Source organism: Micromonospora humi (genome assembly GCF_900090105.1).
Classification (GTDB): Bacteria; Actinomycetota; Actinomycetes; order Mycobacteriales; family Micromonosporaceae; genus Micromonospora; species Micromonospora humi.
Genome location: NZ_FMDM01000011.1, coordinates 118,427 through 139,249 on the forward strand (window position 1 = coordinate 118,427; position 20,823 = coordinate 139,249).

Annotated in this window: 19 protein-coding genes; 5 read left to right on the top strand and 14 right to left on the bottom strand. The window is 74.3% G+C overall.

Going from position 1 to position 20,823, the window contains the following annotated elements; all coding sequences use genetic code 11:
- The first annotated feature begins 170 nt into the window (after nt 1–170).
- Both GA0070213_RS20870 and GA0070213_RS20875 read left to right on the top strand, forming a co-directional pair.
- Nucleotides 171–953: a 3-hydroxybutyrate dehydrogenase gene (locus tag GA0070213_RS20870; RefSeq protein ID WP_091067266.1), complete on the top strand. Its 783-nt coding sequence runs from the start codon at nt 171–173 to the stop codon at nt 951–953.
- A 14-nt stretch (nt 954–967) separates the two neighbouring features.
- Nucleotides 968–2,887, top strand: coding sequence for a helix-turn-helix domain-containing protein (locus GA0070213_RS20875; protein ID WP_091067270.1), 1,920 nt, complete (start codon nt 968–970; stop codon nt 2,885–2,887).
- 43 nt (nt 2,888–2,930) lie between these two features.
- Here GA0070213_RS20875 and GA0070213_RS20880 read toward each other — a convergent pair whose 3' ends face one another.
- From GA0070213_RS20880 to GA0070213_RS20890, 3 genes are all read right to left on the bottom strand, one after another.
- The gene (locus GA0070213_RS20880; protein ID WP_091067275.1) at nt 2,931–3,539 is read right to left on the bottom strand and encodes a TetR/AcrR family transcriptional regulator; all 609 of its coding nucleotides are present in this window, start codon (nt 3,537–3,539) and stop codon (nt 2,931–2,933) included.
- Between the two features lie 11 nt (nt 3,540–3,550).
- Nucleotides 3,551–5,116 carry an MFS transporter gene (locus GA0070213_RS20885; protein ID WP_091067278.1) on the bottom strand — a complete coding sequence of 522 codons (1,566 nt, stop codon included), beginning with the start codon at nt 5,114–5,116 and terminating at the stop codon, nt 3,551–3,553.
- 170 nt (nt 5,117–5,286) lie between these two features.
- The gene (locus tag GA0070213_RS20890; RefSeq protein ID WP_091067281.1) at nt 5,287–6,348 is read right to left on the bottom strand and encodes an FAD-dependent monooxygenase; all 1,062 of its coding nucleotides are present in this window, start codon (nt 6,346–6,348) and stop codon (nt 5,287–5,289) included.
- 54 nt (nt 6,349–6,402) lie between these two features.
- On the opposite strand from GA0070213_RS20890, the gene GA0070213_RS20895 reads away from it, so the two are divergent.
- Entirely contained in the window at nt 6,403–6,969 is a 567-nt protein-coding gene (locus tag GA0070213_RS20895; protein WP_091067285.1) for a TetR/AcrR family transcriptional regulator, read from the top strand.
- Between the two features lie 27 nt (nt 6,970–6,996).
- Here GA0070213_RS20895 and GA0070213_RS20900 read toward each other — a convergent pair whose 3' ends face one another.
- From GA0070213_RS20900 to GA0070213_RS20930, 7 genes are all read right to left on the bottom strand, one after another.
- Complete coding sequence (locus GA0070213_RS20900; protein WP_245716490.1) at nt 6,997–7,626, bottom strand: transcriptional regulator; 630 nt, start codon at nt 7,624–7,626, stop codon at nt 6,997–6,999.
- Between the two features lie 75 nt (nt 7,627–7,701).
- On the bottom strand, nt 7,702–8,706 hold the full coding sequence (locus GA0070213_RS20905; RefSeq protein ID WP_091067675.1) for a branched-chain amino acid ABC transporter permease: 1,005 nt from the start codon (nt 8,704–8,706) through the stop codon (nt 7,702–7,704).
- Nucleotides 8,707–8,759: 53 nt separating this feature from the next.
- On the bottom strand, nt 8,760–9,641 hold the full coding sequence (locus GA0070213_RS20910) for a branched-chain amino acid ABC transporter permease (protein ID WP_091067292.1): 882 nt from the start codon (nt 9,639–9,641) through the stop codon (nt 8,760–8,762).
- A gap of 1 nt (nt 9,642) precedes the next feature.
- Nucleotides 9,643–10,899 (bottom strand): ABC transporter substrate-binding protein, encoded by a 1,257-nt coding sequence (locus GA0070213_RS20915; RefSeq protein WP_091067296.1) that lies wholly within the window; start codon nt 10,897–10,899, stop codon nt 9,643–9,645.
- A gap of 42 nt (nt 10,900–10,941) precedes the next feature.
- Nucleotides 10,942–11,634 carry an ABC transporter ATP-binding protein gene (locus GA0070213_RS20920; RefSeq protein ID WP_091067300.1) on the bottom strand — a complete coding sequence of 231 codons (693 nt, stop codon included), beginning with the start codon at nt 11,632–11,634 and terminating at the stop codon, nt 10,942–10,944.
- Nucleotides 11,621–12,382 carry an ABC transporter ATP-binding protein gene (locus GA0070213_RS20925; protein ID WP_091067303.1) on the bottom strand — a complete coding sequence of 254 codons (762 nt, stop codon included), beginning with the start codon at nt 12,380–12,382 and terminating at the stop codon, nt 11,621–11,623. The genes GA0070213_RS20920 and GA0070213_RS20925 overlap by 14 nt, the downstream gene beginning before the upstream one ends.
- Before the next feature lie 218 nt (nt 12,383–12,600).
- Nucleotides 12,601–13,800 carry an FAD-dependent monooxygenase gene (locus GA0070213_RS20930; protein ID WP_091067307.1) on the bottom strand — a complete coding sequence of 400 codons (1,200 nt, stop codon included), beginning with the start codon at nt 13,798–13,800 and terminating at the stop codon, nt 12,601–12,603.
- Between the two features lie 147 nt (nt 13,801–13,947).
- Here GA0070213_RS20930 and GA0070213_RS20935 point away from each other — a divergent pair, with 147 nt between their 5' ends.
- On the top strand, nt 13,948–14,922 hold the full coding sequence (locus tag GA0070213_RS20935; protein WP_091067310.1) for a TetR/AcrR family transcriptional regulator C-terminal domain-containing protein: 975 nt from the start codon (nt 13,948–13,950) through the stop codon (nt 14,920–14,922).
- Nucleotides 14,923–14,951: 29 nt separating this feature from the next.
- On the opposite strand, the gene GA0070213_RS20940 is transcribed toward GA0070213_RS20935, so the two are convergent.
- Genes GA0070213_RS20940 through GA0070213_RS20950 form a run of 3 tightly spaced genes read right to left on the bottom strand, consistent with a single transcriptional unit; the run spans nt 14,952 to nt 18,163 of the window.
- On the bottom strand, nt 14,952–16,028 hold the full coding sequence (locus GA0070213_RS20940; protein WP_175441424.1) for an alcohol dehydrogenase catalytic domain-containing protein: 1,077 nt from the start codon (nt 16,026–16,028) through the stop codon (nt 14,952–14,954).
- Entirely contained in the window at nt 16,025–17,467 is a 1,443-nt protein-coding gene (locus GA0070213_RS20945) for an aldehyde dehydrogenase family protein (RefSeq protein ID WP_091067316.1), read from the bottom strand. Before GA0070213_RS20945 ends, GA0070213_RS20940 begins: the two co-directional genes overlap by 4 nt.
- Nucleotides 17,468–17,509: 42 nt before the next feature.
- A complete protein-coding gene (locus tag GA0070213_RS20950; protein WP_091067319.1) occupies nt 17,510–18,163 on the bottom strand; it encodes a TetR/AcrR family transcriptional regulator in 654 nt (217 codons plus the stop codon).
- An 89-nt stretch (nt 18,164–18,252) separates the two neighbouring features.
- Here GA0070213_RS20950 and GA0070213_RS20955 point away from each other — a divergent pair, with 89 nt between their 5' ends.
- Nucleotides 18,253–19,425 carry an acyl-CoA dehydrogenase family protein gene (locus tag GA0070213_RS20955; protein WP_091067322.1) on the top strand — a complete coding sequence of 391 codons (1,173 nt, stop codon included), beginning with the start codon at nt 18,253–18,255 and terminating at the stop codon, nt 19,423–19,425.
- Here the strand turns inward: GA0070213_RS20955 and GA0070213_RS20960 are convergent, their stop codons facing one another.
- On the bottom strand, nt 19,426–20,463 hold the full coding sequence (locus GA0070213_RS20960; RefSeq protein WP_091067326.1) for an aminotransferase class V-fold PLP-dependent enzyme: 1,038 nt from the start codon (nt 20,461–20,463) through the stop codon (nt 19,426–19,428). It lies immediately after the preceding gene.
- Nucleotides 20,464–20,823: the final 360 nt, after the last annotated feature.

The window sequence follows — 20,823 nt, forward strand, 5'->3', positions numbered from 1 at the left end:
CCGAGCCGCCAGCAGTACGTGTGTTCGACACACCCTACTGGTGCGCCGCGCCGGCCGGACGGGCGGACACGCCGGGGACGACCGGCGCGCGCCGCACCACACACTGAAGCGGTCGAGTATGTGTCGCCGCCCCATGTGCCCGGGGCCACACGCCTCGTAACTTCTGCGCCATGACGGCAGAACCCGTGGCGGTCCCCCACGTCGTACACGTCGACCTCTCCGGTCGCAACGCCCTGGTGACCGGTGGTGGCAGCGGCATCGGACGGGCCTGCGCCCTGCGCCTGGCGGCGGCCGGCGCCTCGGTCGTGGTGCTGGACCGCAACGTGGAGGCGGCCAAGGCCGTGGCCGCCGAGGCCGGCGGCCGGGCCGAGGGGATCGACCTGGCCGACCCGGAGGCGGTGGACCGGCTCGACGTGGACGCCGACATCGTGGTGAACAACGCCGGGTTGCAGCACGTCGCGCCGGTGCAGGAGTTCCCGGTCGAGCGCTTCGAGTACATCCAGCGGGTGATGGTGGAGGCGCCGTTCCTGCTCATCCGCCGGGCGCTGCCCCGGATGTACGCGGGCGGCTGGGGCCGGATCGTCAACATCTCCTCGGTGCACGGGCTGCGCGCCTCGCCGTTCAAGGCGGCGTACGTCTCGGCGAAGCACGCGCTGGAGGGCCTGTCCAAGGTGGTGGCGCTGGAGGGCGCCGCGCACGGGGTGACGGCCAACTGCATCAACCCGGCGTACGTGCGGACCGCGCTGGTGGAGAGCCAGATCGCCGACCAGGCGGCCAGCCACGGCATCGGCGAGGACGAGGTGATCGAGAAGATCATGCTGGCCCGGGCGGCGATCAAGCGGCTGATCGAGCCGGAGGAGGTGGCCGAGCTGGTGGCGTACCTGTGCGCCCCGCCGGCCGCGTTCCTCACCGGCGCCTCGATCGCCCTCGACGGGGGCTGGACGGCGAACTAGTGGCGCCGCGCACAATGTCGGTCATGTCGTCGCCGGTGGAGTTCCTGGAGCTGCTGGCGCGCGAGGCCGCCGCGGTCGAGTTCGAGGGCCCGCTGGTCGCCGCGCGCGCCGCCGGCCTGCCCGCCGACCGGCTGGCCGAGCTGGAACAGGCGAAGGTGGTGGCGCTGCGGGTCCGGGCGCTGTTGGAGCGCCGGCGTCGCCGGGAGACCGAGTTGTCCGGTCTCTACGACACCGCCAGCGACCTGGCCGGGCTGCGCGACCTGGACGACGTGCTGCGGGCGATCGTGCACCGGGCGCGGATCCTGCTCGGCACCGACGTGGCGTACATGACGCTCAACGACGACGAGCGCGGCGACACCTACATGCGGGTCACCGACGGGTCGATCTCGGCCCGGTTCCAGCGGCTGCGGCTGGAGATGGGCGACGGCCTGGGCGGCCTCGTCGCGCAGACCGGCACCCCGTACGTCACCTCGAACTACCAGGAGGACGAGCGGTTCCGGCACACCGGGGAGATCGACGGCGGGGTGGGCGAGGAGGGCCTGGTGGCCATCCTCGGCGTGCCGCTGCGGCTCGGTTCCAGCGTGATCGGCGTGCTCTACGCGGCCAACCGCTCGGCCCGCCCGTTCGCCCGGGAGGAGGTGTCGCTGCTGGTCTCGCTGGGCGCGCACGCGGCGGTGGCGATCGACACCGCCCGGCTGCTGGCCGAGACCCGCGCCGCACTGGAGGAGCTGTCGGCGGCCAACGGCACGATCCGCGCGCACAGCAGCTCGGTCGAGCGGGCCGCCGCCGCGCACGACCGGATGACCGCGCTGGTGGTGCGTGGCGGCGGGATGGAGGACGTGGCGGCGGCGGTGACCGAGGTGCTCGGCGGGGCGCTGCTGGCGCTGGACGCCGAGGGCCGCCGGCTGGCCCGGGTCGGCGAGATCGAGGAGCCGGACCGGGCGGACATCGTGGAGGCGGTCGCCGCGTCGCGCACCGAGGGGCGCAGCGTGCGACGCGGTCCGCTCTGGTACGCGGCCGTGGTGGCCGGGGCGGAGAACCTGGGCGCCCTGGTGCTGCGCCCGGACGACGAGCTGGTCGACGCCGACCAGCGCATCCTGGAGCGGGCCGCGCTGGTGACCGCGTTGCTGCTGCTGTTCCGCCGCACGGTGGCCGAGGCGGAGGGCCGGGTCCGGGGTGAGCTGCTCGACGACCTGATCGCCCGCCCGCTGCGGGACACCGACGCGCTGCGCAGCCGGGCCCGCCGGATCGGGGTGGACCTGGACGCCCCGCACGTGCTGGTGGCGGTCGGCGACGACGCGTTCGCCGAGACCGGGTCGGCCCGGCAGCGGGTCCTCTCCTGGGCCACCACGTACGCCTCGACCCGGGGCGGGCTGGCCGCGGCGCGCGACGGGCGGGTGGTGCTGATGCTGCCCGGACAGGACGCCGGCGGCGCGGCCCGGGCGGTGGCCCGGGACCTGTCCCGGGTGACCGGCCGGCCGGTGACCGCGGGGGCGAGCGGGCCGTCGACCGGCCCGGCGTCGCTGGCGGTCACGTTCGCCGAGGCGGAGCGGTGCCTGACCGCGCTGGGCGCGCTGGGCCGGGCCGGGCAGGGGGCGAGCACCGCGGAGCTGGGCTTCGTCGGGCTGCTGCTGGGCGCGGTCGGTGACGCCGGCGACCGGGACGTGAGCGGGTTCCTGACCGCGACGGTGGGGCCGGTGGTCGACTACGACGCGCGGCGGGGCACCGCGTTGGTGAAGACGCTGGAGGCGTACTTCGGGGTGGGCGGCAGCCTGGCCCGGGCGGCCGAGCAGTTGCACGTGCACGTGAACACGGTGACCCAGCGGCTGGAGCGGGTCGGGCAGCTGCTCGGCGCCGACTGGCAGAAGCCGGAGCGGGCGCTTGAGGTGCAGCTCGCGCTGCGCCTGCACCGGCTCCGCACGCCGGCCGCCTGAGCCGCCGACCGGGGTCAGCGGGCGCAGGCCGGCGCCGATGGCGTCAGCGGGCGCGCAGGCCGTCCAGGACCGTGTCGACGATGCGCTCCGGCAGGAGCCGCTCGTCCGGCCCGGGATACCAGTGCACCATCCGCTGGGTCAGCATCGGCGCGGTGAGCAGCGCCATGGCCACCTCGACGTCCAGGTCGGCGCGCAGCTCGCCGCGTTCGACAGCGCGGCGCAGCACCTCGCGCATCGCCTCCCGCCGGGGTTCGATGATCGCCTCGTAGGCCTGGCGGTGGGCGGAGCTGCGGCTCACCTCGGGCACCAGGCACGGCATGATCATGCGGGCCCGCGGGTCGACGTGCTGGCCGACGGCGCCGACGAGCTGCACCAGGTCGTCGCGCACCGAGCGCCCGCGGGTGCGGGGCGGGTCGCCCTTGAGCCGGCGCAGCGCGTCCAGCAGCAGTGCTTCCTTGCCGGGCCAGCGGCGGTAGATGGTGGCCTTGCCGACGCCGGCCCGGGCGGCGATCGCCTCGATGGAGAGCGCCTCGATGGTGCTGCCCTCGGCCAGCAGGTCGAGGGTGGCCTCCACGATCGCCTCGTCCGCGCGGGTGCTCCGCGGTCGCCCGGGCGACCGCGGAGCATCCGCCGTGGAAGTCATGTCAGACATTGTCCACGAACCTATGCGGTCCCGGCCAACTCCGGCTCCGTGGCCGGCGTCGCGTCGGCCGCGACGACCGGCCGGCCCGGCATCCAACGGAACACGATCACCACGCCGAGCGTGGCGACGAGCGCGGAGATCCCGGCCGCCCAGTGCATCGCCGAGACGAACGAGTCGTTCGCGGCCTCGATCAGCCGCGGCGCGGCCGGGCCGAGCCGGTCGGCGACCGCGTACGCCCCGGAGACCGACTCCCGGGCCGCGTCGCGGACCGGTTCGGGCAGCGCGGACACCGCCGGGGCGACCTGGTCGCGGTAGACCGCGGAGAGCACCGAGCCGAGCACCGCCACGCCGAGCGCGCCGGCCACCTGGCGGATCGTGTTGCTGACCGCCGAGCCCACGCCGGCCTTCTCCCGGGGCAGCGCCGACATGATCGACTCGGTGGCCGGCGGCATGATGTTGGCCATCCCGGCGCCCTGGAGGAAGCCCAGGGCCGAGAAGATCCAGATCGGCGTGTCCGCGTCGATGAGGACGAACGCGGCGAGTGCCACGACGGTGAGCAGCAGCCCGACCGCGGCGACGGCCCGGCCGCCGTAGCGGCGGACCATCGCGGCGCTGCGCGGCGCGAAGATCAGCTGCGCGGCCGCGAAGGGCAGGAACAGCAGGCCGCTCTCCAGCGGGCTGTAGCCGCGCACCAGTTGGAGGTAGAACGCGCCGAAGAACATCACGCCCATGGCGGCGAAGAAGACCAGGCCGACCAGGGCCACCGGGGCGGCGAACCGGGGCACCCGGAACAGCCGCACGTCCAGCGACGGGTGGTCGCTGCGCAGCTCGTGCGCGACGAACCAGCCGAGCACCGCGAGACCACCGACGATCGAGACCCAGACCAGCGGACGACCGAAGCCGTGCTCGCCGCCGTCGATGATGCCGTAGGTGAGCGCGACCAGGCCGATCACGGAGAGCAGCACGCCGAGCACGTCCACCCGGCCCGGGGACGGGTCGCGGGACTCGGGCACCAGCAGCGCGACGAGCAGCACGCCCACCGCCACCACCGGCACGTTGATCAGGAAGACCGAGCCCCACCAGTAGTGCTCCAGCAGCGCGCCGCCGAGCACCGGGCCGATGGCCACGGCGAGGCCGACCGCGCCGGCCCAGACGCCGATCGCCCGGCCGCGCTCGCGCGGGTCGAAGACGTTGGAGATGATCGAGAGGGTCACCGGCATGATGGCCGCGCCGCCCACGCCCATCAGGGCCCGGGCGGCGATCAGCTGCGCCGGGTCCTGCGCGTACGCCGACAGCAGCGAGGCCAGCCCGAACAGCGCGAGCCCGAGGATCAGGAACCGCCGGCGGCCGAGCCGGTCGCCGAGCACGCCGAACGTGAAGAGCAGGCCGGCGAAGACGAGCGTGTAGGAGTTGATCGCCCACTCCAGCTCGCCCTGGCTGGCGCCGAGGCCGCGCACCGGGTCGGCGAGGGTGCGCAGCGCGACGTTGAGGATGGTGTTGTCGAGGACGACCACGAGGAGGCTGATCACCAGCACCCCGAGGATCGCCCACCTCCTCGGGTGTCCGGTGTTCTCGTGCGGTTCCATTCGGGTTCTCCCCCCGGTTCACCCGCGTCCGAATACGATACGGGGCAGACTCGTAACTCCCGCCGAGCGTAGGTGAGGGAGTTTCGATACGGAACCGGTTCGTATCGAATGTGCGCCAGCTCACGTCCGGGCGCGGGCCCACCCCCGTGCGAGGGCCCGCGCCCGGCGACTCAGGCGGGCGGGCCGGCGGCCAGCGCCAGCCGCAGCACCGCGTCGCGCACCGGCAGCATCCGTCGGGCCTGGGAGAGCCGCCCCGCCCACCGCGCGCCGGCCGCGATGCGCTGGGTGGGCCGGCGGCGCCGCCGGTCGTACGTCCGCAGCGCGGCCGGCAGGTCGGTGGCGTCGCGGACGCACTCGGCCAGCGCCACCGCGTCGATCAGCGCCTGGCAGGCGCCCTGCCCGAGGTCGGGGGTCATGGCGTGCGCGGCGTCGCCGAGCAGCGCCACCCGGCCCGCCACGTAGGACGGCAGCGGGGTCAGGTCGCGGATCTCGTGCCGCAGCACCCCGGCCGGCGTGAGCGCGTCCAGCACCCGACGCACCGGCGGGTGCCAGTCACCGAAGAGGCGGCGCAGCTCGGCCACGTCGTCGGCCGGTGCGGGATGCCCGGGCGGGAGGCTCACCGAGGCGTACCAGTTGGTCCGCCCGCCGCCGACCGGCGTGAGGCCGAACTTGCGCCCCCGACCCCAGGTCTCGCCGCCCTCGGCCGACTCCGCGTCGACCACGCCGCGCCAGGCCACCGTGCCCGCGTAACGCAGCGGGTAGCGCCCGCCGTGCACCGACGCGCGGACCACGCTGTTGATCCCGTCCGCGCCGACCACCAGGTCGTACGCGTCGAGCAGCGCGCCCGGGTCGGCGACCGGCGCGGCGAACCGCAGCGCCTCGGGGGGCAGCGCGGCGGCCAGCGTGGTGAGCAGCGCCGGCCGGGTGACCAGGTGCACCGGCTCGCCGTGGCGTCGCTCGATCCGGCCGACGTCGATGGTGGCGATGCGGCTGCCGTCCGGCCGTCGGATCGACCCGCCGGCCTGCCGGCGGGCGCGCCGGCGCACCTCGTCGCCGACGCCGAGCGCGTCCAGGGCGCGCATCGCGCCGGGCCAGATGCCGAGCCCGGTGCCGGTCTCCGGCAACCCGGGAGAGCGTTCCAGGACGGTCACCTGCCAGCCCGCCGCCCGCAGGCCGAGGCCCGCCGCGAGCCCACCGATGCCGCCGCCGACCACCACCGCACGCCCGTCCATGCGGTCACCGTACTACAGATGTAGTCGGCGGCACTACGGCTGTAGTCTGACCCGGTGACCGACCGCCGTCAGCTCCTGCTCGACGCCGCCGTCCGGGTGCTCGGCACCCGCGGGCCGCGCCACCTCACCCACCGCGCGGTGGACGCCGAGGCGGGGCTGCCCGAAGGCTCCGCCTCCAACCGGTTCCGCACCCGCGAGGCGCTCGTCGACGCCGTCTTCGCCCGGCTGGTCGAGGTGGAGACGCAGGCCTGGCAGCGGCTCGCGGCGGACCTGCCCCCCGGCGACGTCGACGCGACCGCCCGCGTCCTCGGCCGGCTGATCCGGGAGTTCACCACCGAGCGGCGGGAGGTCACGCTGGCCCGCTACGCCCTCTTCGTCGAGGCGGCGGTACGCCCCGAACTGCGGCCGGCGATCGAGGCCGGCCGGGCCCAGCTGGCCGGGTGGGGGGTACCGCTGCTCGCCGCGCTCGGCTCGACCGACCCGCCGGCCCACTTCCGGATGCTGCTCGCGCTCGTCGACGGGCTCTTCGGCAACCAGCTCGCCGCGCCCGACGACGCCTTCGACCCCGAGTCCGCGGTGGCCACCCTGCTGCACGGCTTCCGCGCCGGCGGTCGTTGTTAAAAGGGGCCCCCTCCTCTACCGGAGGCGTTAAGAAGGGGCCCCGCCTTGCAGGCAGGCGGCGATGGCCTCGGGGAGGGTGGTGAGGCGCAGCGGGGGCGGGAACGGCTCGATCCAGCCCGGGCCGGCGGCGAGCACCCGGACACCCGGAAGATCCCGCCGGAGGCGGACCAGCCGGTACGCCCGGCCGGTCAGCGGGGACTGCGACCAGACCACCACCACCCGCGGCCGGACCCGGGCCGCCGCGCCGGCCAGCGCCGACCAGGGCAGCGCCGGGCCGAGGTGCAGGCAACCGCGACCCCGCTCGCGCAACGCGGCGGCCAGCGCGTGCAGCCCGAGGCAGTGCGTCTCGTGCTCGGCGCCGGCGAGCAGCAACCCGCGCGCGGGCAGCGGTCGGCTCGGGTCGCGGCGGAAGACGTCCAACCCGACCCGCACCCCCTCGGACAGGGCGTGCTCCACCGCGATGTCGGCGGGGCTCTCCCCGCGCAGGCCGCCCAGCAGAGGCAGGCAGACCTGCTCCCAGACCGGCGCCACCCCGGCCTCGGCGGCCAGGTCGAGCACCAGCCCGGCGACCTGGTTGTCGTCCAGGTCCTCGGCGGCGGCCAGCAGCCGCTTACGGGCCGTCTCGGCGGCCCCGGCCGGCATGTTGTTCCACAGCAACGGACGTACCCCCGGGTAGCTCTCCTACCAGGGGGTTCGTCCGGTCGCCCCGATCCGGATGCGCCGGGGGGAAAATCATTCGCGCCGGGCGGCCCCCCGACGCCTCAGCAGGTGGGCGACCGTGCCCCAGAGGCCCCGCCGGAACAGCAGCACCACCAGCACGAAGATGCCGCCGGTGACCAGCCCGATCGCCTCGAACCCGGAGAACGACAGCCAGTCCTCCAGGCGGACCACCAGCGCCGCGCCGAGCACGCCGCCCCACAGCGTGCCGATGCCGCCGAGCACCACCACGATGACCGCCTTGCCGGAGGTGGTCCAGTGCAGCACGTCCAGGGAGACGAACCGGTGGCCGACCGCGAAGAGCCCGCCGCCGAGCCCGGCCAGGAAACCGGAGAGCACGAACGCGGTCAGCTTGTAGCGGTGCACCGGGTAGCCCAGCGCGCGGGCCCGGGCCGGGTTGTCCCGGATGCCGACCAGCACCCGCCCGAACGGCGAGTGCACGATCCGCCAGGCCGCGAAGAGGCCGAGCAGCACGATCGGCAGGATCGCGTAGTAGAAGTAGTAGTCGTCGGTGAGGTCGGCCCCGAAGAACGCGCGTGGCACGCCCTGCAGCCCGTTCTCCCCCTGGGTGACCGAGCGCCACTCGTTGGCCACGTAATAGACCATCTGCGCGAACGCCAGGGTGACCATGGCGAAGTAGATCCCGGTGCGCTTCACCGCCAGGTAGCCGATGGGCAGCGCGAGCAGCGCCGCGCCCAGCGCCCCGGCCAGCACCGCGGCCGGGAAGGGCAGGCCGGCGTGGATCGCGACCAACCCGGTTAGGTACGCCGAGGTGCCCCAGAAGGCGGCGTGCCCGAACGACATCAGCCCGGTGAAGCCGAGCAGCAGGTCCACCGAGACGGCGAACAGCGCCCAGCACAGGATGTCCACCGCGACCGCCGGGTAGAGGCCGTTGGGCAGCCAGAGCGCGACCAGCAGGCCCACGGCCAGCAGCGCGTACCGCACCCAGCCCGGCGCCCGGGCCACGGCGAGCAGCCCGGACCGGGCCGGTGGGGCCTTGGTGTCCACCGTCGCGCTCATGCCGTGCTGACCGGGCATGCCCTCACGGCCCTCGCTCCGCTCGGTGCGTTCGGTCATGCGGGAGCCTCCTCACGGCCGAACAGGCCGGCCGGGCGCCAGAGCAGCACGGCGGCCATCACCACGAACACGACGGTCTGCGACACCAGCGGGTAGTCCGACAGGTACGCCTCGCCCCACGCCTGGACCAGGCCGATGCCGAAGCCGGCGGCGACCGAGCCGAAGATCGAGCCGAGCCCACCGATCACCACCACCGCGAACACCACGATGATCAGGTCGGCGCCCATCAGCGGGTTGACCGCCCGCATCGGGGCGGCGAGCACCCCGGCCAGCCCGGCCAGGGCGATGCCGAAGCCGAACACCGGGGTGACCCACCGGCCCACGTCGATGCCGAACGCCCGGGTCAGCTCCGGCCGCTCGGTGGCGGCCCGGACCACCATGCCGATCCGGGTCCGCCCGAGCACCCACCACACCGCGACGCAGAGCAGCACGGTGAAGCCGAGGATGAAGACCCGGTACGTCGGGAAGTCGAAGAGACCGAAGTCGACGGTCCCGCTCAGCTCGGCGGGCGTGGCGTACGGGCTGGACTGCACGCCGTACCGGGACTTCACCAGGTCCTGCAGGATCAGCGTCAGGCCGAAGGTGAGCAGGAAGTTGTAGAGCGGGTCGAGCCGGGTGAGCCGGTGGATCACCGCCCGCTCCAGCACCATGCCGAGCAGGCCCAGCGCCAGCGGCATGATCACCAGTGCGGCCCAGAACGGCACGCCCGCCTCGGCGAGCAGCACGTAGGCGCCGAACGCGCCGAGCATGTAGAACGCGCCGTGGGCGAAGTTCACCACCCGGAGCATGCCGAAGATGACCGCGAGCCCGAGGGCGAGCAGGGCGTAGAACGCCCCGCCCACCAGCCCGTTGAACGTGTTCTGCAGGAACCCGGACATGTCAGAGCTTGCAGTCCGCCGACGGCGCCCGGAACGCCTCCGCCGCCGGGATGGTCTTGAGGACCTTCACGTAGTCCCACGGCTCCTTCACCTCGGCCTGCGGCTTCACCTGGGCCAGGTAGGCGTCGTGCACGACCCGGTGGTCCTCGGCGCGGATCTTGCCGTTGCGCAGGAAGAGGTCGTTGACCTCCTTGCCCTCCAGCTGCTTGACCACGGCGTCCGCGTCGTCGGTGCCGGCGGCCTGTACCGCCTCCAGGTACTGCATCGCGGCGGAGTAGTTCGCGGCGTGCGCGAACGACGGCCGGGTGCCGGTCTCCTTCTGGAACCGGTCCGCCCACTCCCGGTTCTGCTGGTCGAAGTTCCAGTACCAGGCGTCGGTGTAGGTGGTGCCGGCCAGCGCGTCGGGGGTGAGCGAGTGGATGTCGGTGATGAACATCAGGCCGACCGCCAGCCCGACGCCCTTCTCCCGCAGCTTGAACTCGTTGTACTGCTTCACCACGTTGACCAGCTCGGCGCCGGCCTGCATGGTGCCGAGCACCTGCGGCTTCGGGTTCAGCGTCGGCGCCTTGAGCAGGAACGACGAGTAGTCGCCGCTGGTGTTCGGGAACGGCGCGCCGTCCTTGCCGACCACCGTCCCGCCGGCCGCGGCGATGGCGGTGGAGAAGCTCTTCTCCATGTCCTGCCCGAACGCGTAGTTCGGGTAGAGGATGTACCAGTTCTTGCCGACCTGCTCGGTGGTCACCGTGCCGGTGCCGTGGGCCAGCATGTAGGTGTCGTACGCGTAGTGGAACGTGTACCTGTTGCAGCTCTTCCCGGTCAGGTCGGTGGTCGCCGCGCCGATGTTGAAATAGAGCTTCTTCTTCTCCTTGGCCACGTCGGCGACCTTCAGCGCGGCCGACGAGGTGGGCACGTCCAGGATGGCGTCGACGCCCTTGCGGTCGTACATCTCCTGGGCCTTGCTGTTGGCCACGTCCGGCTTGTTCTGGTGGTCCGCGGTCTCCACCGTGATGTCCTTGGTGACCGCGTCGTCGCCGTGCTCGGCCTTGAAGTCGGCGATGGCCATCTCCACGGCCTTCACCGAGTTGCGCCCGGACAGCTCCGAGTAGGCGCCCGACTGGTCGTTGAGCACGCCCAACACGATCTTGTCGCCGGTCAGCTTCGAGTCGCCGCCGGACTGCGGACCACCGCCGCCGCAACCGGCCACCAGCAGCGCCGCCGCCGAGGCGGCGGCCACACCCACGCTCCTACGCATGTTCATCCCCTTCGTACCGCGCGGTCCGCGCGGGTCAGCCGTCGGAATTCAGATACCGAGGTACGCCAGCAGCTCGCGTTCCCGCGAGCGCACCTCGGCGTTCTCCATCGCCTCCGCGATCCGTCCCTCGGCCAGCAGGTAGTGCCGGTCGGCGACGCCGGTGGCGAAGTGCAGGTTCTGCTCGACCAGCAGCACTGTCACGCCGTGCTTCTTGGCCTCCCGCAGCAGGTCGCCGACCTGCTGCACGAGCAGCGGCGACAACCCCTCGGTGGGCTCGTCGCAGAGCAGCAGCCGGGCACCCATGCGCAGCACCCGGGCCAGCGCGAGCATCTGCTGCTCGCCGCCGGAGAGCATGGTCGCGGCCGAGTCGCGCCGCTCGTATAGGGCGGGGAACGCCTCGTACACCCGCTCCAGCGGCCACGGGTCCGGGCCGACCCGCGGCGGCAGCGTCAGGTTCTCGGTGACCGTGAGCGTGGCGTACGCGCCCCGGTCGTCGGGCACCCAGCCGAGCCCGGCCCGCGCCCGCTTGTACGCCGGCAGCCGGCTGATGTCCCGGCCGTCGAGGCGCACCGCGCCGCGCTGGTCGGGGTGCAACCCCATCACGCACCGCAGCAGCGTGGACTTGCCGGCGCCGTTGCGCCCGACCAGGGTGACCACCTCCCCGGCGGCCACCTCCAGGCTCACCTCCCGCAGCACCTGCGCCTCGCCGTAGGCGGCGGAGAGGTTGTCAATGCGCAGCATCGGCGGCTCCCAGGTAGGCGGTGATGACCCGCTCGTCGGCGCGGACCTGCTCGTACGGCCCCTCGACCAGCACCTTGCCGGCCTGCAGGACGGTGACCGTGTCGGCGAGCCGGCCCACCACGCTCATGTTGTGCTCGACCATGACCACGGTCCGGCCGGTGCGGACGGTCGAGATCAGCTCGACGGTGCGGTCGACGTCCTCCAGCCCCATCCCGGCGGTCGGCTCGTCGAGCAGCAGCACCTTCGGGTCCAGCGCCAACGCGATGGCCAGCTCCAGGGCCCGCTTGCGCCCGTACGCGAGCGCCTCGGCCGGGGCCTCGGCGAGGTCGGCGAGACCGACCATGTCCAGCAGCTCGGCGGCCCGCTCCCGGTAGCGGCGCATCAGCTTCGCCGACCGCCAGAACCGCCAGCCCAGCCCGCTCGACGACTGGAGGGCCAGCTCCACGTGCTCGCGCGCGCCGAGCTGCGGGAAGAGGCTGGTGATCTGGAACGACCGGGCCACGCCGAGGCGGGCCACCCGCTCCGGGGGCAGCCCGGTGACGTCCCGGCCGTCCAGCTCGATCCGCCCGCCGCTGGGCGGAAGGAAGCCGGTGAGCAGGTTGAACAGTGTGGTCTTGCCGGCGCCGTTCGGGCCCACCAGGGCGTGCACGGTCTCCGCCGCCACGTCCAGGTCGACCCCGTCGACGGCCCGGAAGCCCCGGAAGTCCCGGGTCAGCCCACGGGCCGACAGGATCGCTTGCCCGGCCATCGCCTCACCCTCCGCAGGTCCGTCCCGCCACGGCCAGATCGGTGACCGGGGTCACAGGGCCGTCGCGTGCAGGAAACCTACGGCGCGCCGAAGTGGTCGAGCCATGTCGATCCGCCACACATTCCCCGGGTACGGCACGGGGCCGACCTCCACAGGGGTCGGCCCCGTACCGCCGGATCCGGACGGATCGGTGCCCGTCGACATGTGGCCCGGCACCGTCACCGGCCGGCGGCGTACTCCGGCAGGTCGAGCCCGTCGGCGTGGCTGAAGAACAGCCGGGTGGCGAGCCCGCGCATCGGCCGGGACGCGATCGCCCGCATCGACGCGTCGCGCAGCCGGATCGCGGCCCGGCCCGCCGGCAGGAACCCGGAGATGCCGCCGCCGGGCAACTCCTGCCCCTTCGCCACGTGCGCCCGCAACGCCTCCTCGTACCGGCGGTGGCCCACCCGGTGGTCGCCGTCCGCGGCGGCCAGCTCCCCGGCCAGCAGGTACGCGCCGACCAGGGCCAGGCTGGTGCCCTGCCCGGTCAGCGGGGACGGGCACCAGGCCGCGTCGCCGAGCAGCGCCACCCGCCCGGTGCTCCACGAGTCCATCCGCACCTGGGCGTACCTGTCGAAGTAGAAGTCGGTCGCGGCGGGCGCGGCGGCAAGCAACTCGGCGGCGCGCCAGCCCACGTCGGCGAACCGCTCGCCGAGCAGCCGCTGCTGGGCGGACCGGTCCCGCCGGTCCACGTCCAGCGCGTCGGAGCGGAAGCTGAAGAACGCCGCCGTCCGCCCGTCGCTGGTCGGCCGGGTGCCGACCACCCGGCCGCCGGGCGCGTTGTGCATCCGGAACCACCCGTCCGCGTTCCGGTACGGGGTGGAGAAGTACGCCAGGTACGCGCCGAGCGGGCGGACGTACGCCGACTCCGGGCCGAACGCCAGCGCCCGGGTCCGGGAGTGCGAGCCGTCCGCGCCGACCACCAGGTCGACCGTGCGCGGGGCGGACCGGGTGAAGGTGAGCCGCACCCCGGCGTCGTGCTGCGCCAGCGTCTCGATCGAGTCGTCGAAGACGTACTCGACGTCGGCCCGGGTCGCCTCGTACAGCAGCCCGGCCAGGGCCCCGCGCTCGATCTCCAGGTCGGCCACGATCCCCGCACCGCCGAACGCCGCCACCGGCAGCCGGGCCCGGGTGCGCCCCCGGGCGTCCACGTACTCCATGCCCTGCTCCCGGACGCCCGCGGCCCGGACCCGCTCGGTCAGCCCCATCCGGTCGAGCACCTCGCGGGCGGCCCCGCGCACGTCCACCGCCTGCCCGCCGGGGCGCAGCCCGGGCGCGCGTTCCACCACGGTCACCGCGAAGCCGTGCCGGGACAGCCAGAAGGCGAGGGCCGGGCCGGCCACGCCGGCGCCGGAGATGAGCACGGTGCGGTCGTTCATGACGTCTCCCCTGGGTCGCACACCTCGGTCACGCCGGACGCTAGGTCCGCCCGTCCGGCACCGGGCCGGACGACCTAGTACGCCGCCCGCGCGGGGCCCCTCGGACGCCCACCGCACTAGTACGCTTCGGCGCGGAGGTGCCCGGGGATGTCGCCGCAGGGTCAGGAACGGCAGCCGCCGTACCGGCGGATCGCCGCCGAGATCCGCCACCGGATCGAGCGGGGTGAGCTGCGCCCGGGCGACCGGGTGCCCTCGGCCCGCCAGCTCACCCGCGAGCACGGCATCGCCATCGCCACCGCCACCCGGGTGCTGGCCCGGCTCCGCGACGACGGGCTGGTGGTCACCCGGCCCGGCGCCGGCACGGTGGTGGCGGAGGCCGCCGTCCCGCCGCGACCCGTGCGGGCCCGCCCGGAGCTGAGCCGCGACCGGGTGCTGCGGACCGCCGTCGCGCTGGCCGACGCCGGCGGGCTGGCCGCGGTCTCCTTGCGGTCGGTCGCCGCCGAGCTGGGCGTGGCCACCCTCGCGCTGCACCGGCACGTGCGCGGCCGCGACGAGCTGATCCTGGCGATGGCCGACGCGGCGCTGGCCGGCGCGCCGCTGCCGGCGGTCGAGCCCACCGGCTGGCGGGCCCGGCTGGAGGTGCTCGCCCGGGCGCAGTGGGCCGTCTACCGGCGGCACCGCTGGGTGCCGCACGTCATCACCATCGCCCGGCCGCAGCCGCTGCCGCACGGCATGGCGCACACCGACCTCGCGCTGCGGGCCACCGCCGGCCTGGGCCTGGACCGCAACACCCGCTGGCACGTGGCGATCACCCTGATGACGTACGTCAAGGGCGTCGCCGTCAACCTGGAGGCCGGCGCGCAGGCGGTGCAGGACACCGGGCTCACCGACGAGGAGTGGGTGGACCGGCAGCAGGACACGTTCCAGCGGCTGATGGCCGGCGGCGGGCTGACCACCATGGACGCGCTGACCGCCGGCGGGGTCGACCTGGACCTGGCGACGGTCTTCGACTTCGGCCTCCAGCGCCTGCTCGACGGCATCGCCACGCTCGTCGACCGCCCGGTGCAAGGAGGGGCCCCTGTTGACGCCTCCGGTAGAGCGGGGCACCCCTCGCACACCTGACCGGCGCGCGGTGCCGGCGCAGGGGCCGGTCAGTCCGGAAAGGTGACCACCCAGCGGGCACCCTCGCCGCGGGCCAGCCGCGCCAGCGCCTCCGGCGCCTCGGCCAGCGACACCGTGCCGCTGACCAGCGGCGCCAGGTCAAGGTCGCCGGCGGCCAGCGCGGCGGCCAGCTCCGGCACCTCCCGATCCGGGTCGGTCGAGCCGTAGACCGAGGACCGCAGCGTGCGCGCCGAGTGGAAGACGTCCAGCGCGGAGAGGCTGAGCAGGTCGTCCTTGCCGCCCATGCCGACCACGGTGACCGCTCCCCCGCGCCGCGTCGCCCGCCAGGCGGCCCGGATGGTGGCGGCCCGGCCCACGCACTCGAAGGCGTGGTCGACGCCGCGCCCGCCGGTGCGGGCCCGGACCTCCTTGCCGAGCGTGTCGTCGGAGCGCAGGAAGTCGGTCGCGCCGGCGGCCAGCGCCAGCTCCCGCTTCGCCTCCACCACGTCCACGGCGAGGATCGGCGCCGCGCCGGCCCGCCGGGCCGCGGTGAGCACCGCCAGCCCGACGCCGCCCAGCCCGATCACCGCGACCGACTCACCGGCGGCGACCCGGGCGGTGTTGCGGACCGCGCCGGCGCCGGTGAGCACCGCACAGCCCAGCAACGCCGCCTCGGCCGGTGGCAGCCCGGGCGGCACCGGCACGGCCGCCCGCTCGGGCACCACCACCTCCTCGGCGAGCGCGCCCAGCCCGAGGGTGACCTGCAGCGGTTCCCCGGCAGCGGTCTCCCCCCGGGGCACCGACGCGGCCGTGTTGGCGGCGCAGAGCCAGGGCTCGCCGTGCCGGCAGTGCCAGCAGTCGCGGCAGGCGGGCGCCCAGTTGAGCACCACCGGCGTGCCCACGGCCAGCCGGGCACCGGGCCCGGCCTCGGTCACCACGCCGGTCGCCTCGTGCCCCAGCACCAGTGGGTAGGCGGGCGCCAGCGTGCCGTCCACCATGGCCAGGTCCGAGTGGCAGATGCCGGCGGCGCGGATCCGGACCCGCAGCTCGCCGGGGCCGGGCGCGGGCAGGCGGACCTCCTCGACCGCCGGGGTGGCGCCCCGGCCGCGGACCACCAGTGCCCTCATCGCTGGATCGCCTTCACCTCGGTGAACTCCTCCACGCCGTACGTGCCCAGCTCGCGGCCGAGCCCGGACTGCCGGTAGCCGCCGAACGGGGCGAGCGGGTTGAACGCGCCGCCGTTGACGTCCACCTGCCCGGTGCGCAGCCGCCGGGCCACCGCCAACGCCGCGTCCTCGTCGGCCGACCAGACCGCGCCGGCCAGCCCGTACCGGGAGTTGTTGGCGATCGCGACCGCCTCGTCGGTGTCGGTGAACGGGATCACCGCGAGCACCGGCCCGAAGACCTCCTCCTGCGCCAGCGCGCTGTCCGGGTGCACGTCGGCGAGGACGGTGGGCGCGACGAAGTGGCCGCGCGGCGGCAGCGGCGCGGCCGGGCCGCCGGCGACGAGCCGGGCGCCGTCGGCGATCGCCCGGTCGACGTGCCCGCGTACCCGATCGGCCTGGGCGGCCGAGACCAGCGGGCCGAGCCGGGTGGCCGGGTCGAACGGGTCGCCGAGCCGGTAGCCGGCCACCGCCGTCGCGGCCAGTTCGAGCGCCTCGTCGTAGCGGTCGCGGTGCACCAGCATCCGGGTCCAGGCGGTGCAGGTCTGGCCGGAGTTGACGAGCACGTTGCCGACGCCGACCTTGACCGCGGTGGGCAGGTCGGCGTCGGCCAGGATCACGTTCGCCGACTTGCCGCCCAACTCCAGCGCGACCCGGGCGATGCGGTCGGCGGCCAGGTGCGCGATCCGCCGGCCGGTCGCGGTGGAGCCGGTGAACGAGACCAGGTCGACGTCGGGGTGCGCGGCGAGCGCCTCGCCGACCACCGGGCCGGTGCCGGGCACCAGGTTGACCACCCCCGGCGGCAACCCGGCCTCGGTCACCGCGTCGAAGAGCAGGTAGGCGGTGAGCGGCGTCAGCTCGCTGGGCTTGAGCACCACCGTGCAGCCGGCGGCGAGCGCCGGTGCGAGCTTGGCGACCACCTGGTGCAGCGGATAGTTCCACGGGGTGATCGCGCCGACCACGCCGACCGGTTCGCGGACCACCACCGAGTTGCCGACGACCTGCTCGGCGGCCGGCCGGGCAGCCAGCTCGACCATGCCGCGCAGCACGATCAGCGGCAGGCCGGCCTGCACCCGGGTGGCCAGCTTGAGCGGGGCGCCCAGCTCCGAGGCGACGGTGCGGGCGATGTCGTCGGCGCGGGCGGCGAGCGCGGCGTGCAGCCGGTCCAGGTGTGCGGCCCGCTCGGCGGGGGCGGTGGCGGCCCAGCCGGGGAACGCCGCCCGGGCGGCGGCCACCGCGCGGTCCACGTCGGCCGGGGCGCCGGCGGGCACCTCGCCGATCGTCTCCCCGGTGGCCGGGTTCTCCACCGGAATCGTGTCGCCCGACGACGGGTCGACCCAGTCACCGGCGACGTGCAGGTGGTGGCGCGTCAGCGGGGCGGGAGGCGCGGTGGCGAGATCCATGGCGTCCTTCGGGGGCGGAAACTAGCGGTGGGAGTTTCGACGCTACTCCCGACCGGCGGTCCGTTCCAGCGGGGTGACCGTTGCCGCGTACTCGGCGGCGAGGCCGTGCAGCAACGCGTCCAGGCCGAGCGCGAACGCGCCCTCGTCGACGCTGCGCTGGTGGCCGGGGAGCCGGTGGGCCTGGTGCAGGTGCGGGTGCGCGGCATAGAGCGACGGGTCCTCGACGAAGCCGCGGGCGAACGAGCCGAGCGCCGAGCCGGCCACGAAGTAGCGCATCGCCGCGCCGATGTGGGTGGCCCGCGCGGGCGGCCAACCGGCCCGGACCAGGGCGCCGTAGACCGCGTCGGCCATCGCGAGCGCGGCCGGCCGGCGGCCCGGCCCCCGGGCCAGGTACGGGACGACGTGCGGATGGGCGGCCAGCGCGGCCCGGTAGGAGCCGGCCCAGCGGCGCAGCGCCTCGGCCCAGTCGTACCTGTCGAACGCCCCCACGTCGACGGTCGCGGTGACGCTGTCGGCCACCGCGTCCAGGATCTCCTCCTTGGTGGCGAAGTGGTTGTAGAGCGAGGGACCGCGTACGCCGAGCGCGGCGGCGAGCCGCCGGGTGGAGAGCGCGTCCAGCCCGTCCGCGTCGATCAGCGCGAGCGCGGTCTCGACGATCCGTTCCCGGCTGAGCAGGGCCTGTCGGGGTCGTGGCACCTCGTCATCATCCTCCCTTCCGCCTCGGGTCTGGACGGCGGAAAACTTCCAGCGCTAGTTTAGAGGTGACGCCGACCCGAGGGGGCACCGTGGACTTCGCACTGTCCGACGAGGAACGCGCGGTACGCGACACCGTGCGCGCGTTCGTCACCCGCGAGGTGATGCCGCTGGAACCGGAGGTGCTGCGCCGCGAACGCGCCCACCAGCCCGGCCTGGACCGCTCCGAGCTGCGCGAACTCCAGCTCAAGGCGAGGAAGTTCGGCTTCTGGGGGTTGGCCACGCCGGAGGAGTACGGCGGGATGGCGCTGCCGGCGGTCATGCAGTCGCTGATCTGGACCGAGCTGGGCCGCAGCTTCGTGCCGTTCCGGTTCGGCGGCGAGGCGGACAACATCCTCTTCCACGCCACCGAGGAACAGAAGCGCGAGTTCCTGCTCCCCACGATCGAGGGGGAGCGGACCTCCTGCTTCGCCATCACCGAGCCGGGAGCCGGCTCGGACGCGGCGAACATCAAGCTGCGCGCCCGCCGCGACGGCGACGACTGGATCCTCGACGGCGAGAAGACGTTCATCACCAACGGCAACGACGCCGACTTCGCCATCGTGGTGGCGGTGACCGACCCGAAGAAGGGCGCCCGGCGCGGCGGCGCCACCGCGTTCCTGGTCGACCGGGCCATGGGCTGGCGGTCGGAGTTCATCCAGACGATGGGCGAGGGCGGCCCCGCCTCGCTCGTCTTCGACGGTGTGCGGGTGCCGCACCGCAACATCCTCGGCGAGCCCGGCCAGGGCTTCACGCTGGGCATGGAGTGGATCGGCAAGGGCCGCTACACCATCCCCTCGCACGCGATCGGCATCGCCGAACGGGCCCTGCAGATGGCGATCGACCACGCCACCACCCGGGAGACGTTCGGCGCGCCGATCGCCACCAACCAGGCCATCCAGTGGATGATCGCCGACTCGGAGACCGAGCTGGAGGCCGCCCGCTGGCTGATCCTGCGGTCCGCGTGGACGGTCGACCAGGGTCTCGACCCCCGGCACGCCTCGTCGATGGGCAAGCTCTACGGTGCCGGCATGGTCAACCGGGTGGTGGACCGGGTGCTCCAGATCCACGGCGGCATGGGCTACACCCGGGAGCTGCCGATCGAGCGCTGGTACCGGCAGGTGCGGCTCTACCGGATCTTCGAGGGCACCGACGAGATGCAGCGGCTGATCATCTCGCGGGACCTGCTGCGTGGCTACACGAAGATCGGCGGGCACCTGGCCTGATCAGCCGGTCAGCGCGTCCAGGGCCAGGTCGACGTCCACCTCGGTGGTGTAGAGGTGGAACGAGGCGCGCACCCGGCCGGCCCGGACCGCCGCCCGCACCCCGGCCGCGGCCAGCTTCTCCTGCGCGCCCGGCGCCTCGACGCTGACGATCGCGCTGTCGCCGGGCGGCCGGCCCAGCCCGGTGAGGAACCGGTTGGCCAGCGCCACGTCGTGGTCCCGCACCGCGGCCAGGTCCAGGTCGGCGAGCAGCTCCAGCACCGGGGCCGCCCCGGCGTAGCACAGCCAGGACGGGGAGACGTCGAACCGCCGGGCGTCGTCGGCGAGCCGCAACGGCGTGCCGTAGAAGGAGGAGTGCGGGTCCTTGCCGGCGTACCAGCCCGCGGCGTCCGGGCGCAGCCGGTCGCGCAACGCCGGCGCCAGGTAGGCGAACGCGGAGCCGCGCGGCGCCATCAGCCACTTGTACGCCCCGACCAGCACCGCGTCCGCCCGGCCGGCCTCGAACGGCAGCCAGCCGCACGCCTGGGTGGCGTCGACCACCACGAGCGCGTCGTGCGCTCGGGCCGCCGCGACGATCTCGTCGTACGCGGCGAGGGCGCCGTCGGCGGACTGGACCAGGCTGAACGCCACCAGGTCGGTGTCGGCGTCGATCGCGTCGACCAGACCGGCGAGCGGGACGGTCCGCACCCGCACCCCGCGTTCCTCCTGCGCCAGCCAGGGAAACAGGATCGAGGTGAACTCCCCCTCGGGCACCACCACCGTGGCGCCCGGCGGCAGCGCCGCCGCGATCGGCGCGGCCAACTGGGAGACGGCGGAGCCGATGCTCACGTCGGCGGGATCCACGCCCACCAGCCGGGCGAACGCGGCCCGGGACCGACCGACCGACTCGTCCCAGACCTCGAACGACACCCGGCCGGTCCGCCAGTCGGCGAGCACCTGCTGCACGGCGTCCCACACCGGATCGGGCGGCAGTCCGTAGGTGGCGGTGTTCAACCAGCCCGGCTCCGGCTGCCACAACTTCTGCGCCTGCTCCAGCTCCATAGCCCGACGCTAACCACCCCCCGTCGCCACCCACCACCGCCAATCCCACCCCCGTGGCCCGCCTCGCCCCTCGCCGATCTTGCAGTTTCAGTCTTCGTTGCACCCGATAGATCCGATTTGCCAGGGCGGAAAGTGCAAGATCGGGGTGTTGCTGCCGCGCTCGTCGGGCCGGCCGGGGAGGGAGGTGACACCTGAGATTGATATACCTCTCAGTCATAAAAATGACTGAGAGGTATATCGCCAAGAAGTGATGGGTCAAACGAGCCGTGTGGGGCAGGACCGAGCAGAGCCAGGCAGGGCCAGACAGGCCGAGCCGGGCCAGACAGGCCGAGCCGGGCTAGACAGGCCGAGCCGGGCCAG